Source organism: Candidatus Abawacabacteria bacterium, from assembly GCA_016207805.1.
Lineage (GTDB): Bacteria > Patescibacteriota > Gracilibacteria > RBG-16-42-10 > RBG-16-42-10 > JACQZO01.
Genome location: JACQZO010000001.1, coordinates 61,371 through 77,244, shown reverse-complemented (window position 1 = coordinate 77,244; position 15,874 = coordinate 61,371). Strand labels below are relative to the sequence as shown.

Here is a 15,874-nt window from a genome sequence, read left to right as displayed (position 1 = left end):
ATTCACCATGGAGTGTCAAAGAAATACCGAAACCTCTATTTGAAACAATTTATCTTTAGATATGAGCATGAACATTCTCACAACCTCTTCAAATTAACTCTCTCAATATTATTTTCTCCAACCTATTGTTTAATTTAACCAGCCGCTCCTTAAATAAGGACCTTTCATCTCTAGTAAGCCGCTAAACGCTTGGTGAGCGCGGGGGCAGTGGTTACACGCTGTTTAACTTCAGGGTTTCATTTGCCACAAACGTGTATCACGAGGTTCGGGATGGCAAACGTATCTTGATAAAAGAAGTGGCAATGCAGGAAGAGAAAGCGGGCTCTGCACCTACTTCAGTGGCATGTTAGCTAGTAGGACGCGGTGTGGGATTGAACTTGATGGTGAGTATTGACTACATCCATTTTATGGTAAAGTTTCGGTAGTTTTTGCAATAGAAAGTATGTATCTCATGTACATTGATGAATCAGGTAATACTGCGCATAATATGGCTGAAGGAGCTAGTAAATTCTTAGTGCTCACTGGTTGTATTATTCATGAAGATGATCGGCTCAACATCGAAACCGAATTCCGTAGGTTAAAGAAAAAGTACTATCAGAATGAGGATATAGAAGTGAAATCTAATTTTCTCAGGTATGCTAACCCTGATAGAAAGGAAGGATCACCCTTGAAACTTTTTAATCGTGAAGCCTATGACAGATTAGAAGCAGACGTAGCAGCCTTTTTGAAAAGTGTGCCTATTCATCTCATTTCTGTCGTGATTGAAAAGGAGACCTATTGGGAACAATATCCTAATCAAAAGCCCTATAATGCTGCTTATATATTCTTGCTCGAAAGATTTCAGCTTTTCTTACAGCAAGAAAAAGCCTTAGGCATGTGTATTATTGATCCTCGAGAAGGGCAAGTACAGAAATCATTTATTGGTGATGATTTGGATGGTATTCACCATTCCATTCGCTGGAGCGGAGGACCGTATACTATTCAATGTCCTCGAATAGTAGAAAGGCTACTGTATGCTACTTCTGATAAGACTATCGGTATTCAGATTGCAGATCTGTTTTGCTACCCCATTTTTCATGTTTTCCAATACGATAAGCTACCGACTGAATATTGGCGTTTTCAAGAACTGAGTTTGCCTAAGTTACTAAAGGGTCCTAAAGGCATTGTTGGACATGGGCTTAAAGTCTTTCCAACAAAAAAAGACCTCAAGACTCTGTCTGAGATCCACTTTTGATGGGCGCGAGTTTCCACGCGACCATCTTTATTATAACAGATAGGTATTTTAAAAAGCAATTAATTTGATAGCGGGGGCAGTGGTTACACGCTGTTCAATTTCAAGCTTGTGTTCGTAAATCAGGTTTATCACACCATCAGAGATAGTCACAAAGTCTTGATCAAAGAGGTGGCTATAAAGGAAAATCTTCAAAACTTGCTTACAACATAATTATACGTCGTCGGTTATATTTAACCTCAGAGGTATCATTTCCAGTAGCTGACTGTGCGAAAGTGTTATACAATGAGAAGAGTTAATAAAAATTAATATGGAGAAAACAAATAGCGATGTACAAGCAACAGGACCTAGACCAAAAGGATTATCCACGGGTAGTGTGGAATCAAATGGTAATGCCGCTCGTCATGCCCATGCATCAGATGCCATTCGTTCGATGATGCACGCGGTCACTAATGCTCGTGAAACACCCGCCGAGGCTATTAGCGCACAGTTAAAAACTTTGATCGACAGAGAAATCTCACTATTGGAGCGTCAATTGTATGATGAGACATTACCCTTTGACGAACGTAATGAGAAAAACGACAAGATAAACGCTGAGATAGATGCTTTACAAGAAATAAAACTAACGGATACGGTCAAACAAACTCAATGGATTGAGAATTACATGAAAACCAAGATTCAAGTGGGTATACCTCCAAATCCTACCGAGGCCAGCAACGAAAAGTATTCTGTGGAGGCTTTTATGGCCGCATTAGCAGTTCCAAATTATAGGCCTGATGGTATGTCAGATGCGGATATAACGTATAATGCTATGACATACGCTGAGTCTTACCATCCCGAGTTATCGCAGGGCGAACCAAGTCATGTAGTATCGATACTCATAGCAAAAGGCTACTTAGTAAAAACCATTGATCGAGTTCATGCAGAAAAAGCTATTAGTAAGGCTCAAATGGAAGCATTCATGGGCCGACAATAAAATCAAAGATTTCATCTGATATGCATAGGAAGGTGTAGGTAGATTAAGTTTGATCACTTATGTCCATACCGGATGGTAGGGCCCCATTCTATCTGCTTTACTATATCCTTTGCGTAAGTATCTCTAAGAATAGAAGATAACGCTCTTATTTTACCAACGGTGTAAAGTCGTGGTGGGCGCGGGGGCAGTGGTTACACGCTGTTTAATTTTAGGGTTCTGTTTGTGAAGAGCGTCTATTACGAAGTGCGTGATGGGAGGAAAGTGCTCATTAAAGAAGTGGCGATGAGGGAAGAGAGAGTTAATTAGTCCCCTACTTTAGTGGCGTATTTATAAAAGTACTATATAATAGCTTCTTCTAATTTCTCATTGTATGTCTGGTGTTAGTGCAGAGCAGCAATTGATAACGGGAAAAGGAGAGACCTTTAACCATTCAGAGATAAATAGAGTCTTAGATCTCTGCCCACCACCATATGTGTTGTTTGTAGATGGTGCATTAGTTCATCAGGAGGATACAACCAGAAAAGTGGCTGAGCTACAAAGTGTTACTCGTTCCAGTGTAATTGGCATCACGGGACCTCTTGTCACCTCAAAAGGTTTGCGGTCTTGGGCGCGGGTATTAATGGACTTAGATTATTTAGATCGTGATCCTGTACCTTATGATCTTGATCAAATACAAAGTGCAGAACGGTATTTAGCTGTATTGTGCGAAACCATTTCTCGTAGAGATTTTCACTTTGTGCTGAGTGGATACAGCCAAGGTGCAGCTTTAGCATTACGAGTGCAAGTTTGCAACCCTCATATGGTGAGAAGAGCAGTAGCAATTTGTGGAGTGCAAATAAGAGCATATCCTTATCTACCAAGTCTTGAGCCTCGAGGGACTATTACTGTAATGATTCATGCTGATCGTGATCGATACGGGTCTTTAGCAGATAAAAAGAGGTTAACCTCAATATTTAGAGCAAAAGAACATATATTACGTGACCATGTTCATTCCTGGTCTTGCCGAATTGTAAAGAAGTTCGGTGAGGTATTAGCAAATGATTTTATTCCAGACTTCGAGTAGCTTGTTTGCACCTAGTAGAAGGCTGGTCTTGGATATAATAAAACAAATAGCTGTAAGACTTTATACAAGCCAAACCGTGGTGGGTGCGGGGGCAGTAGTTACACGCTGTTCAATTTTAGGCTTTTGTTCGTGATGTGTGTGTATCACGAAGTGCGAGATGGGAAGAAGGTGCTCATCAAAGAGGTCGCTATGAAGGAGGAAGAAGTGGGCTCTTCAAATACTTTACTTCCCTGTTAGCTCGTAGGACGCGGTGTGGGGTTGAACCACCAATCTTATTTAATTGATACGTTTGCCAGTGAACAGCTTTTTATTTACCTTACTGGTAAGATAAGAAATATATATGAAGCACTTATTTTTTGATGATTACTCGGAAGGAGCTCATCCAGCAATCCTAGAACATATTATGAATAATAATAATGGTCAGGAGCGTGGTTATGGTTATGATAGCTATAGTCAAAAAGCTGAAAACCTTATTCGCAAAGAGATCAGCTCTACAAATGCTGATGTGTATTTTTTACCTAATGGTACTCAAATAAATTTCACTGTTATCGCAGCCATGCTTAGGTCGCATGAGGGGGTAATAGCTCCAACTTCAGCTCATATAAACGTACATGAGTGCGGAGCTATTGAGGCTACGGGGCATAAAATTATTGCAATAGAATCTGCTAATGGGAAGCTTACACCAGCTCATGTTGAACAAGCATTTGCTAAACATCACGATGAACATACAGTGAAGCCTAAGGTTGTATATCTAACACAAGCAACTGAAACTGGTACAACATATTCTCTCACTGAATTTGAGGATGTCGCTAATTATGCTCGTTCGAAAGGATTACTTGTTTATTTAGATGGTGCTAGGTTAGCTATGGCAATTGCAAATGAAAAAAATGGCATAACTTTGAAAGATATCACTAGATTAGTAGACGCTTTCTATATTGGGGGCACTAAAAATGGAGGTATGTATGGAGAAGCTGTAGTAATTATAAATCCAGAATTACAAAAAGATTTTCGCTATCATATAAAGCAACGAGGTGGCTTAATGGCTAAGGGACGATTCATTGCTTTACAGTTTGAACGTTTCTTTGGGAAAGACCAGCTTTGGTTCGAATTAGGGAAATTAGTAAATCAGAAAGCACAAAAGCTTTATCAAGGATTAGTCAAAGTTGGTATAGAGTTTGAAAATGCTCCAAATGGAAATCAGCTTTTCCCTATTCTGAATAACAAACTCATTACAGAACTTCAAAAAGAGTATGGCTTTTATGTTTGGCAAAATGGCTCAGAAAGATCGACATGCAGACTCACTTGTTCTTGGGCAACACCTGATACTGCTATAAATGATTTTATACAGGATACACGTAACCTGATTAATAAATTGTAAGAGGATTATGTCTATGCTCCTATTATTTCCCTCTAAGACGTGGAGTTACAATCAAGCTACACATCACTAAGTTGATAAGAAAAATATAAATAGGATAGGCAATATTTTCCATACTAAATATGGTAGTCGCTAAAAGCGTAAATATGGCGGCAACTGTATCAAGCGCAAAGAAAGTAGCAATTTCAGTCTTAGGCAGTCTATAGGTCTTGATCAAGGCAGGGACCATGCCAGTAAAATCTGCGAGAATAGAGCAATATAGGCCTATAAGAGGATTGTTAGTAGTTTGCCATGCAACAACACCAACCAAAGCGATAACAAGACAAAGAATATCTAATTTGGCCCAGCCTCCCATGCCCTGTTTGATACTGAGTATGAAAATAATAATAGCCTGAAGAGTAGATACTCCAGCTAGCCATACTGCTACCGTATTATTGTTTGCGAGTAATGATGCTGTAGAAAGAGCTGTGATAATAAGCAAGACAAAGCGAGTGGTACGGTGTGGTTTTGCTTCTCCTTTCAAAATAGCTCGTGCATAAATGATTGGAGAGATGAGAGCCAGGATACTACTGATTACAATAAAGAGTATTTGCATGGGAGAAAGTTCTGTTCAGTATCTTACCTAATTGCTGGATAAAGTTAAGTTAACAACTTTATTACTTTGGATTCGTAAAAATATCCATATATTAGTTAGTAGAGAGCGGTGTGGGATTGAACATTTATGGTTCAATCAAGTGGCGTCCTTTTGAATGTTCTTACTCAAATAGACTCTATCAATATATTTCTTATCATTGAGCTTATAATACTTCTCAATAGTTCCAATCTCTTTAAATCCTAACGCTTTCATTATATTAATACCTTGAGTCTGAGTTTTAAGGTGAAAGTAGAATAAGGTTTCTAAACCATTTTGTTGTGCAGTATTCAGCAATTGCTCAACCATTGATTTTGCTTTAGATTCATAGCCAGGTAGAACGCCAAAACGAATCTCTGCAATGTGTCTTTCAATCCATCTCTTTTTTCTTTCCACCTCTCCTTCTGCGACAATATTGCCCTGTTCATCCTTCAGGCACAAAACAAACATTTCCTTTTGAGCTTCATCATCAATCCTAGAGCTGATCCATGCTTTCTCATTTTCTAGAGTAATCTTAGCCACGTCTTCAGGGCGCTCCACTCTCTTTGTATCTACAGCAACTAACGTTTGAAAGTACGTGAGAAGCCCGGTAGCATCTTCAATGGTTATTTTATGGATCGTCATAGAGAATTCACTATCTTCTGCACCTTAACATAGAAGTATTCAGTGAGGTAGCAGCGCATGACTAATAGAGCTTCGACGTATCTCTCATCTCTTTCTTAAGCCATAAACGCTTGGTGAGCGCGGGGGCAGTGGTTACACGCTGTTTAACTTCAGGCTTCTATTCGAGAACAAGATCTACCATGAGTTAAGAGATGGTAGGAAGGTACTGATAAAACAAGTGACTATGCATGAGGAAAAAGCCAGCTCTCCTACTCTCTTATCGACTCATTAGTCTGTAGGGAGCGGTGTGGGATTGAACCATGGTTAACTCTTTAGGCAGCAGTCACTTCGCTTACCACCTGGAGTGTTTGTATTTTTGGTACTTTATAGACAGTAGTAGTACCAGTTATAGTTTCTTGTTGTGTAAAACTACTACTCATCAAAATTACAACTGGGATAGGAGGAATACAGGCACAGGCAGCATCCCTAATTGCGTCTCCAACGTCCTCTTCAGGTATGCCTAAATACTTGTCAGCGATAACCATGCCATAAGGTGATTCTGCATCGTGTAATCTCAAGGCTTCCAATGCAGCCTTACGAGTAGCTGCCATAATAACCTCAGCATTATGATCCTCCTCTAGTGCCATTCCAAGGCTGTCTCTTATATGTGTATCATCATCAACCACTAAGACTTTGAGATGAAGAGATCTGGTGCTCATAAAAATCAGTAATTTATATAGATACTGCTATTAGGATACAGTGTGGGATTAAACCTTAAGCTGGAATCTTTATTTCAGGCACATCATAAAGATCTGGACGCATTGTTCTGTCAGCGTTGGTTCTCACTAACTTACGTATAGCTTCTTCCGTTCCTTGTACAATAAGAGTCTCAATAGCTTCAGGAGAGCTACCTGTACTCCCTTCGTAATGAAATGCACCGGCAATTGGAGCTAAAGTTTCACGATCTACCGTTTGTTGTTTTGTAGTAGCAATCTGGAAGAATGCTACTTGCTCTCTTCCCTTTCCGGCAACTGGTTCAAAATATACATGTACTGATATCCATCCAGCTCTACTAGATTTCAACTCAGCATCAATTTTGTCTACTGTTGGAGTCACAGTGAATACGGGTGACGCTAGATCACGATTTAATCTAGCTACTACCCCACAAATCTCGTCATAAATTGCTTTAGGTTTTAGCTCTATGGTTTTAGGTCTCTCATGACGAGCGACTTCGACAGGCATGTTATCCATGGCCATAGTTCCTTTTCTTACTACTTCAGCCAATGCTGGTAAATCTAAAGAATTCATAAATTTAAGTAATGATTAATTTATCTAGTGATTGCTATTCTGTTGGCAGTTTTAGAATAAGCTATCGTAAGACGATCAGGTAGTAATTCACCTATAATTCCAGTGGGAAGGATTTTAACGTACGGTTGATTTATTCCAAACCGGTCTCTTGGAAGTTGAAAGTCTTGAGGTTGAATATCTTCGTGAGCAAAAACCCTTTCTGTCTCAATACCAGCATCAGATAGATTTTGAGCAAAATCAGCCAATACTGTGTTAACTTCAGGGTAGTCCGGGCGTACATAAATCTCAGAGAAGGCTCGGCGTGTTGCCTTTTGACCTACTACTATTTTGCCTTTAAAGGTTTCTATACAACGAGCCATACCTAAATTGTTTTGGTAGCGTACATATCCGACTTCGCCATAATGAGCAAATAATCGATGATATTGATCTTGAAGCTCAACTGGCAGGGCGTCCCAATCAGGATCCATAGCTTTTGCCTCAAGCATCAAGTGCAAAGTTGCCTCAAGATTTTTACTTTTTTCTATTACAGAAGTATTATTGCGCCCCATAGCGATCTGATCAATGCAATTGCGGAATGCCTCAAAAGAAGCATCATAATATTGGAACAATTCAACATTTGATGACATATCGTATTTTTTGAAAGGAGGTCAATATAGTACAAATAAAAATATAACACAACCAAGGTCAATACCCTGACTTGATGTCGATATATCGCCTTTGGGAAGCCGTAAATACCTGTTGGTGGGCGCGGTGGGGATCGAACCCACACTCCTTTTCAGGAACAAGATTTTAAGTCTTGCGTGTCTGCCATTCCACCACGCGCCCTAATTGGTAGTGGCGTACCTGCGCGCTAATCGCGACTTCGGTAGCCTAACACTGCGCTGGCTCAGCTGCTCGTAAATTGCTGGCTTAACCTAACTCTCGTATCCTTCAAGTTGGCCGTGCCAACCGAAGCTCGCAGAGCGCAGGTTGGTGCCGAGGGTGAGAATTGGACTCACGACGCAAGGATTTTCAGTCCTTCGCTCTACCACTGAGCTACCTCGGCATTTCAAAAGCGAACGCACTATATAAAAGTAGTTGCATATATGCAAATGTTGACAACATCTTTACTGCTGTTAGAATAACTCTTATTTGGATAAATTTTATGGATACACCCAATAATACTCAGAACACTGCTGCTACTCAGGAGAATACAGACCCATCTGTAGAAGAGATGCCATCCATGAGTGCCAATGGTAATAATGGACAAATGTCCAGCAGCGAAGATGGCGAGAGTAATAATCTGCAAGAATTTGTTAGCAGCATTCCTTGGGGAAAAATCCTCTTGGGAGTTTTTGTCCTATTTTTGCTTATCTGGGGATTGATCTATCTTTTTAGCGGGCCCAGTATCCCCACTACTCCAGAGGAAATAAATATCGATGAAACGAAAAGAAATGTAGCTATTGATCAAGCTAATCAAGCAGCTTCAATGCTAGGAGTTGCGAGTTTTAACGCTTTATTACAGCCAAAGTTTTCTTTAGAACCTAGTGATATAACAGCTGATGAGCCTAAAATTGCTTTATTGCAGGTTCTTGGAGTATTGGAGCAAACTTTAACATTTGATGTTTGGGCTTATTTACAAGGAAAAGATAATCGTGAACAAGCATTGGCTGAATACTCTGACAAGCTGAGCGAAAGTCTCAATGACGCTCAACAATGGTTGGCTACTTTGAATGCAAAGAAAATTGAAGTGAATGCGGCTAAGGAAGACACACTGCGTCAGTTAAACATTTCACTGAGTGAAGTGAATAGATTATTAGCACTTTCTCCCGATTCAGCTGAAGTGATTACCCATTATACTGCTTTTGTCGAAGCAAATTATCAATTAGCTCGACTCAATAGTGAAGCTCAATTACTAGTACAATCAGCCAATCAAGCATTTCCCCTACTGGACAGAGCTACTATCCGCAAGCGAAATATTGAACTAAATCGGCAAGCTATTATCAATAACATCCAAGTTGTGGATCTCGATGATCCTGGATTGAAATTAATAATTCAGCCAACGCCTTAAAGGGAATTATTCAATACTAAGAATCTCGTATTGAGCATGACCTTCTGGTACTAAGACATCTACTTTGCTACCCACTTCCTTACCCAGGATGCTTTTTCCTACGGGTGATTCATTGGATATTTTACCGTTGAGTGGGTCTGCTTCGGTGGAACCTACAATAACGTAAGTTTCTTTTTGATTGGAGATAAGGTTTTTGAGTACTACGCTGTGACCAATTTGAACAATAGTGACATGCTTTTTGGTGCCAGAAATAATTTTGGCATTTTTGATTTGTTGTTCCAATTGCAAAATACGTCCTTCGACAAACGCTTGTTCATCGCGAGCTTCCGTGTATTCAGCATTTTCTGACAAATCACCATAACTGATCGCTTCTTTTAATCTTTGGGCTACTTCTTTACGGCGTACTGTTTTTAAAGTGTTGAGCTCTATTACCAAGGCATCAAGACCTTCTTTCGTCAGTAGTACTTCTTCTTGAGCTTGAGTTCGGGTTGCTTTAGTTGTTTTCGGGCGAGCATTTTTGCTTAACTTGGTTGAAGCCATAAATGTAAATAAAGTAGGAAGGCGACTAATTGTTAACCTAGGATCTGCATTGTGTCAATGAAACTGCTATTTGGTGAGAATTTGAGTGACATACATTTCTTCCGGATCATCGCCCACTACAACTCCAAGTCCAATATGGGTATATGACACATAGCTACCTAATAAATTATAGGCATGTGCATAAAGGAAGCTATTGTCACTGCCTTTTTCAAACATTTTATTGATAATATCAACCACACGATCTATTGGCGTTGCGCTATCAAAGAAAGCATGAGCAATATTTTGGGTTGCTTCACTATAATTAATGTCATACTTTTTGCTGGCCAAAGCGAACCATTGATCAAAAGTTAGTCCACTAGCGTTACGATGTGATGTCCAGGGGCGGCGCTTATCTTGTTCTATTTGGTTCGCGTGACTAGCTTCGTATTCTTTCTTTTGTTGTTTACTGAGGAAATGCCATTGTTCAAAGAGTTCCTGACTTTGTTTCCTTGCGATGCCAGAAAGTTTATTATCTATAATCAATGCAGCCTTGCCTTCACTTTTCCGTTTGTTATTAATTTCTTCAAACATTTTTTTCTCCAATTCAGATAATTCGGGGAATTGCTGTTTTTTGTCTGCCACATAGGCATAAATTATTTTTGCCGCTTCTGCTCTAGTAATCGGGGTATTGGGATAAAAAAGACCATTGCTGGTGCCTTTGATATAACCTAAGGCACGAGCGGAATAAATATAACTTGCTAAATCATGAGCTGCCCCAACATCTAAAAAGGCTTCACCGGTATTGTAATCTTTAAATACACTATTAGCTGCTAACATGAAGATTTTGAGAAACTCAGCTCTAGTAACTGGCTTTGCTGGACGAAATGTATTGTCATTGTAGCCCTTGATAATGCGATTTTCATAGCTGTGCTGAATATAAGGAATCAAAGGATCATCTCTAGTGATATCAGTAAAGGGTAGGGTGACTGTTGTTGGTTTTTTGATATCACCTTTTCCTACAGCCAAGGCAATTACTTTAGTAGTCTCTGCTCGTGTTATTGGTTGGTCGGGACGAAAAGTACTGTCTCCATAGCCGTTCATTATTTTTGCCTGTACTACTGTTTGTACTGAATTGTAGGCCCAGTGGTCTTTAGTTATGTCACTAAAGACAACCTCAGCTTGTGCTATAGGTGTGGCGGTAGTAGTGGCGGATGGAGATGCTGAGATCGTTGGGCTAGGTGTCGCTGTAGCAGTAGCAGTGGCTGCCAAAGCAGGTAAAGGTAATGTGCTGAGCATGAAAATACTAAATACACTGGTTGCGATTGATCGTGGGTACATAAGAAATTGGGTGAAGAGCATCATACTTTTATACGATGGCACATAGGTAAAGTTACTGGAACTAACAGATGCTTACAATCAAAAAAAACACCGAATATGGTTACTTGTACTTGTGGTTTTATCAGTTTTTTGTCATAAATACATTGATTTACTCCTCATCCTGTGGCAAAAAAAGGCACTTTTTATAGTCCTCCTCGTGGTATGCGTGATATGCTTCCTGATGAACATAACGTGGCTTCGTTTCTTAAGAAGGTCATTCGATATCGTTGTCGGCAAGCCGGTATTAGACGTATTACAACTCCTATTTTTGAGCGTCCAGTAATCCTAGACTCTCTCCCACAAGCAAAGTGGGGTGAACGGGTTCTTTTCAATGTAGCTGAAGGGAAAAGTAATGAATTAGTATTGAGAAGTGGTTTTATGTGGGGCATTTGGCGTGCCTATATTACCCATAAAATGTCAGAGAAGCCGCAACCACAAGAGTTGTACGCTCTTGATTTGTGCTTTGCTACTGAATGGCAGCAAGAACAATTACTGGTGAAGCAGTTTTTGGGCTTTGATATTGAAATTATTGGTGAAGAAGATCCTGCGCTCGATGCCCAGATCTTAAAGCTATGGCAAACAATTTGTAGTGACATTGGTATTGTTAATTGTCTCACTGTTAAGCTAAGTAAAATTGGTGACGTCGAGGCTCGACAAAAATTTGCTGGGGAAATTGAGCAATACTATTTAGGCAAAGAACGTTCACTCTGTAGCGTTTGTAAAGGAAATTTAATAGAAAAGAAATTCTTCTCATTGCTGAGCTGTCCTGAAGAAGATTGTCAGATTTTAGCCAAATTGGCTCCCAGATTAGAAAAGTACTTTAGTCCTGATCTAAAAGAATTCTATCAAAATATTGAAGAATATTTGGAGGCATTAGAGGTAAAATACGAATGGCAAGATTACTTATTCTCTGATACATATTCATTTTTTCAGCCTTTATATGGTGAAATTTACCTTGATCAGAAAAAAGTAGGGCATATCGGACATTATCAAAATATCTTAGCTGTTGATGAGGAAAATAGTATTGCCGGCCGATCATTCTGCTTAAACTTAGACGAAGTGATTAAAGTGATGCAAGAGAAAAATGTGTTCGTTCCTTTCAAAGATAATATTCATGTCTATGTGGCCCAATTAGGTCCCGAAGCGAAGAAAAAAGGTATGGCATTGCTTTATCAATTGCGTGATCAGGGCATTAAAGTAATTGGTAGTATGGGTAAAGGTAGTATGCAAGAACAAGTCGACATTGCCTACAAATTTAGAATCCCCTATTGTGTGCTGTTGGGGAGAATGGAAGTGAATGAAGATATTGTTTTGGTGCGAGATATGAAAACAGGTAAGAGACAAACTGTGCCTATGAATCAAATTAATGACTACTTGTTAGAGAGAATTCCTGCCGAAGAGTTGGATAAAGTCCATCCCGATAGTGCCAAGCGCTCCGCTCTTTTTTATCATCAGGGCGAGTAGCTATTGCGGATTTTTTAATAGTGATTGGATATTAGGATAAGGAGTCCGAGCAGGGTCTCTGATCAGGCGAAATGGATCACAGTTCACCTGATTGTGGCCTTTGTGAAAACCAGCTTGAAAACTAATCACTGCTATCAGTAGAGTAATAAGGAGAAATAATATTTTTGTGCTCAATGTGAGTGGACTAAGCATAAATTGGTAGCTATTTCATTCTCACTCTACTTTGTTTATGCTTGTGCCACTGCTATTTGCTTTTCATTTATGTATATATTTTGTTTAGGAAATCATCGAGATTTAGCTGTCTGGGAATTACGATCCGTACTGCCTAATGTCCAATTTCAAGATCATCCCTTGGGATTAATGCTTTCTGATCAAGATGCTCGAGATATTGATTTTGCTACCCTGCAAAAGAGGCTTGGTGGAACGAAAGAGATTATTTGGTTGGATAATCGGCCATTTTATAATTGGGCAGAAGTTTTAGAGCAAAAGAAAGAATGGATATTGCATGAGTCTGGTAGAGAAATTACTATTATTGCTGATGGTTATAGTGCTTCTGAACGTCAGCAGATGTTAGAAGAGCTGAAAGAACTATTTGAACGACCAGTTCGCTACCGTATTGAAAAACGTTATTTATTGCAGGAAAGAGGTACGGTTTTTTACCGTTGGGAAAATGAAAAAAAAGAGCTCTTTTTTGGCCAATTGGTAGCTCAGCAAGATATTGCTGCCTATGGCGACAGAGATTATGGTAAGCCGAAACGGTCGATGATTCGGGGCATGTTACCTCCCAAACTTGCCCAGATTATGCTAAATGGAGCGCAAGTTGCTACTAATGAACTTATTTGGGATCCCTTTTGTGGCACTGGCACTATCTTAATTGAAGCTGCTTTATTAGGTATCACAAATATTGGTAGTGATAAAGATTTAGAAGCCATTACAGCGACTGAAGAAAATATTAAGAAATTACTGTCTGTAGAGCAGCAAGCACTAATTCTAAAAGTGTGGCAGCAAGATATTACCTTACCCTGGGAACAGTTTGATGCTGCCGTGAATATCATTGTAGCTGAAGGCTATTTGGGGCAACCACAACATAAGAAAGCAAATAGTCCTCAAGAATTGCGTACTTTCTGGCAAAAAGTGGAACCGATCTATCAAAAGTTTTTCTTAAGACTGTTAGACTCATCGGTGACTAAAATGGTGATCGCTACGCCAATTGTCTATACGCTCGCTGGTGAATCACGTTTAGCCAAGCGTACCTGGCAAATTCTTGAGCATAAAGGGTGGCATAAAACTTTTCAGTCTACATATGTTCGGGCTGAGCAAATTGTGGGTCGCGAAATCACTTGTCTTGTGCGCAACTAATGCTATAATTGCGCCGGTTAATTTTATGATTCAATTTTATGGCAACGAAAAAAGCTGGTGGTACGGTCTATAATGGCCGTGATTCGCAGGCAAAACGTCTTGGTATCAAACTTTTTGGTGGAGAAGCAACCCTTGCTGGTGGTATTATTGTTCGCCAAAAAGGAAATACTTACTTTGCTGGTAAAAATGTTGGTCAAGGTAAAGACTTCACTCTTTTTGCTTTAGTGGCTGGTACTGTTAGTTTTCAAGAGAAGAAACGAAAGCGTTTTGATGGGCGCACTCGCCTAGTTACTTATGTGAATATTGATCCGGTCGCTGCGTAAGTTTATTGTTTTCTGAGTAGCCATTTTAAACTGTGGCCGAACCAAGTTTGAATAACGAGATAAATAGTAGCGCTAACACCAACTGTTAGCGCTATTTTTGTGCTCACTTTGAGAAAACTATCCAAAGGATCCAAAAAAGTACCTGAGAATTCTTTCATGAGCTGAGCCGCAATTGCTAAGCACAATGATGCAGTAATGGTATGGGCATAAAAGGCGCTGTCATGCTTGGAAAAGATCTTTAACTGATACTTTTTCCTGAGTTGATAAAGAGATAATATGAGTTGCACAAAGCTAGCAATGGTGAAGGATAAGGCTAAAGATACTACTTCACGATTGAAAATAAAGATGAAAAGGATACTAAGTACTACATTGGTGACAATGGTAACTAATGATGTCCATAAGGGAGAGACGGTATCTTTGTATGCATAAAAGATGCGAGTAATAATAGGAAGCAGGCTTTGCGAGATAAAACTGAGCGCAAATAGGCCGAGTGTATTGGCTGTAATTACTGTATCTACCCAATTAAATCGGCCACTGCCGAATAAAAGTCTGATTCCTTCGGTTCTGAGTAAAATGGTTAATATTGTCAGTGGCAACAAAACATAGATCACTTTGCGTGTTTTCTCACAAATTAGTTCATGGAGCTCAACGTGTTTTTTTTGATTAATGAAATTACTAAATACTGGAAAACTAGCAACTGCAATCGATACGCCAACAACTCCCATAGGCAGACTTTGGATATTTTGGGCCAGATTGAAAATAGTAATGCTACCGGCTACTAATAAAGAAGCTAGCATGGTATCTACTAAAATATTGATTCTAGCTACAGCCAAGGCTAATAACCGGGGTATACTGCTTTTAATCATTTGTCGAAACGTACCATTTTCCCAATCAAGGTAAAACTTTGGTCGGAAGCCTGCTTGCCAAGCGGAGAAGGTTTGAATCATGGCATGGAGAAAAGAACCGACTACTACTCCAATACTTACGCCATAGATACCATATTTTGGGGTTAGTACCAAAATGGCTAAAATAATCGCAGCATTATAAAGAATTGGTGTAATAGCAAATGCAGCAAAACGTTTCAGGCTATTTGAGATCGCTCCAGTAATCGCACTGATGCTAAAAAACAAAGGTGAGACTAGCATTATTCTGGTGATAGCAAGCGTTAATTCTTGAGTCGCTGGGTCCAATCCAGGAATGAGCAAATAAAGGATATGTTTACTAAAAACAATGCTACCAATAACCAGCAAGGTCATCACAATCATAATGCTCGTCATGGTATTGTTGGCTAACTTCCAAGCGTCGACTTTTTTCTCGGTGTAGAGTTCACTAAAATAAGGAATAAAGCAGGCAGAAATAGTGCCCAGAATAATAATTTGATACAACAAGTCTGGTAATTGAAAAGCTGCATAATAAGCATCCAATTCACTAATAGTGCCATCTAGTCTACTAGCACCAAAGGTATGTGTCAGTAAACGGTCTCTCAATAAACCCAAGGCGCGACTAATTAAGGAGCTAACTGCTAATAAAATACTGCCGGAACGGAGCAGAGAAAAAAGGTTTTTTAGAGGAGATTTAATGGCCATGAAGAAGAT

General features: G+C 39.5%; 17 protein-coding genes and 2 tRNA genes. 8 read left to right on the top strand and 11 right to left on the bottom strand.

Annotation, left to right across the window (positions count from 1 at the left end):
- Positions 1-442: 442 nt before the first annotated feature.
- The 4 genes from HY817_00365 to HY817_00350 all read left to right on the top strand — a co-directional run bounded on the left by HY817_00365 (position 443) and on the right by HY817_00350 (position 4,648).
- Positions 443-1,234 carry a DUF3800 domain-containing protein gene (locus tag HY817_00365; protein ID MBI4835691.1) on the top strand — a complete coding sequence of 264 codons (792 nt, stop codon included), beginning with the start codon at positions 443-445 and terminating at the stop codon, positions 1,232-1,234.
- A 307-nt stretch (positions 1,235-1,541) separates the two neighbouring features.
- Positions 1,542-2,207, top strand: coding sequence for a hypothetical protein (locus tag HY817_00360; protein ID MBI4835690.1), 666 nt, complete (start codon positions 1,542-1,544; stop codon positions 2,205-2,207).
- Between the two features lie 370 nt (positions 2,208-2,577).
- Positions 2,578-3,270, top strand: a complete 693-nt coding sequence (locus HY817_00355; GenBank protein MBI4835689.1) for a hypothetical protein — start codon at positions 2,578-2,580, stop codon at positions 3,268-3,270.
- Between the two features lie 340 nt (positions 3,271-3,610).
- Positions 3,611-4,648 (top strand): aminotransferase class I/II-fold pyridoxal phosphate-dependent enzyme, encoded by a 1,038-nt coding sequence (locus HY817_00350; protein MBI4835688.1) that lies wholly within the window; start codon positions 3,611-3,613, stop codon positions 4,646-4,648.
- 22 nt (positions 4,649-4,670) lie between these two features.
- On the opposite strand, the gene HY817_00345 is transcribed toward HY817_00350, so the two are convergent.
- The 7 genes from HY817_00345 to HY817_00315 form a co-directional block, all read right to left on the bottom strand.
- The gene (locus HY817_00345) at positions 4,671-5,240 is read right to left on the bottom strand and encodes a hypothetical protein (protein ID MBI4835687.1); all 570 of its coding nucleotides are present in this window, start codon (positions 5,238-5,240) and stop codon (positions 4,671-4,673) included.
- Positions 5,241-5,375: 135 nt separating this feature from the next.
- Entirely contained in the window at positions 5,376-5,900 is a 525-nt protein-coding gene (locus tag HY817_00340; GenBank protein ID MBI4835686.1) for a GNAT family N-acetyltransferase, read from the bottom strand.
- 311 nt (positions 5,901-6,211) lie between these two features.
- Entirely contained in the window at positions 6,212-6,598 is a 387-nt protein-coding gene (locus HY817_00335; GenBank protein MBI4835685.1) for a hypothetical protein, read from the bottom strand.
- Positions 6,599-6,653: 55 nt separating this feature from the next.
- Positions 6,654-7,187 (bottom strand): hypothetical protein, encoded by a 534-nt coding sequence (locus HY817_00330; GenBank protein ID MBI4835684.1) that lies wholly within the window; start codon positions 7,185-7,187, stop codon positions 6,654-6,656.
- 20 nt (positions 7,188-7,207) lie between these two features.
- The gene (locus HY817_00325; GenBank protein ID MBI4835683.1) at positions 7,208-7,813 is read right to left on the bottom strand and encodes a hypothetical protein; all 606 of its coding nucleotides are present in this window, start codon (positions 7,811-7,813) and stop codon (positions 7,208-7,210) included.
- Between the two features lie 113 nt (positions 7,814-7,926).
- A tRNA-Leu gene (locus HY817_00320) sits at positions 7,927-8,012 on the bottom strand.
- A gap of 145 nt (positions 8,013-8,157) precedes the next feature.
- Positions 8,158-8,232: transfer RNA gene (locus HY817_00315), tRNA-Phe, on the bottom strand.
- A gap of 99 nt (positions 8,233-8,331) precedes the next feature.
- On the opposite strand from HY817_00315, the gene HY817_00310 reads away from it, so the two are divergent.
- Positions 8,332-9,237, top strand: a complete 906-nt coding sequence (locus tag HY817_00310; GenBank protein ID MBI4835682.1) for a hypothetical protein — start codon at positions 8,332-8,334, stop codon at positions 9,235-9,237.
- A gap of 6 nt (positions 9,238-9,243) precedes the next feature.
- Here HY817_00310 and greA read toward each other — a convergent pair whose 3' ends face one another.
- Positions 9,244-9,777, bottom strand: a complete 534-nt coding sequence (greA, locus tag HY817_00305) for a transcription elongation factor GreA (GenBank protein MBI4835681.1) — start codon at positions 9,775-9,777, stop codon at positions 9,244-9,246.
- A 66-nt stretch (positions 9,778-9,843) separates the two neighbouring features.
- Complete coding sequence (locus tag HY817_00300; GenBank protein ID MBI4835680.1) at positions 9,844-11,094, bottom strand: S-layer homology domain-containing protein; 1,251 nt, start codon at positions 11,092-11,094, stop codon at positions 9,844-9,846.
- 201 nt (positions 11,095-11,295) lie between these two features.
- Here HY817_00300 and HY817_00295 point away from each other — a divergent pair, with 201 nt between their 5' ends.
- Positions 11,296-12,597 (top strand): ATP phosphoribosyltransferase regulatory subunit, encoded by a 1,302-nt coding sequence (locus HY817_00295; GenBank protein MBI4835679.1) that lies wholly within the window; start codon positions 11,296-11,298, stop codon positions 12,595-12,597.
- Here HY817_00295 and HY817_00290 read toward each other — a convergent pair whose 3' ends face one another.
- Complete coding sequence (locus HY817_00290; GenBank protein MBI4835678.1) at positions 12,598-12,789, bottom strand: hypothetical protein; 192 nt, start codon at positions 12,787-12,789, stop codon at positions 12,598-12,600.
- A gap of 69 nt (positions 12,790-12,858) precedes the next feature.
- Here HY817_00290 and HY817_00285 point away from each other — a divergent pair, with 69 nt between their 5' ends.
- Positions 12,859-13,956 carry a hypothetical protein gene (locus HY817_00285; GenBank protein MBI4835677.1) on the top strand — a complete coding sequence of 366 codons (1,098 nt, stop codon included), beginning with the start codon at positions 12,859-12,861 and terminating at the stop codon, positions 13,954-13,956.
- Positions 13,957-13,994: 38 nt separating this feature from the next.
- The gene (gene rpmA / locus HY817_00280; GenBank protein ID MBI4835676.1) at positions 13,995-14,279 is read left to right on the top strand and encodes a 50S ribosomal protein L27; all 285 of its coding nucleotides are present in this window, start codon (positions 13,995-13,997) and stop codon (positions 14,277-14,279) included.
- Between the two features lie 2 nt (positions 14,280-14,281).
- On the opposite strand, the gene murJ is transcribed toward rpmA, so the two are convergent.
- Complete coding sequence (murJ, locus tag HY817_00275; GenBank protein ID MBI4835675.1) at positions 14,282-15,865, bottom strand: murein biosynthesis integral membrane protein MurJ; 1,584 nt, start codon at positions 15,863-15,865, stop codon at positions 14,282-14,284.
- Positions 15,866-15,874: the final 9 nt, after the last annotated feature.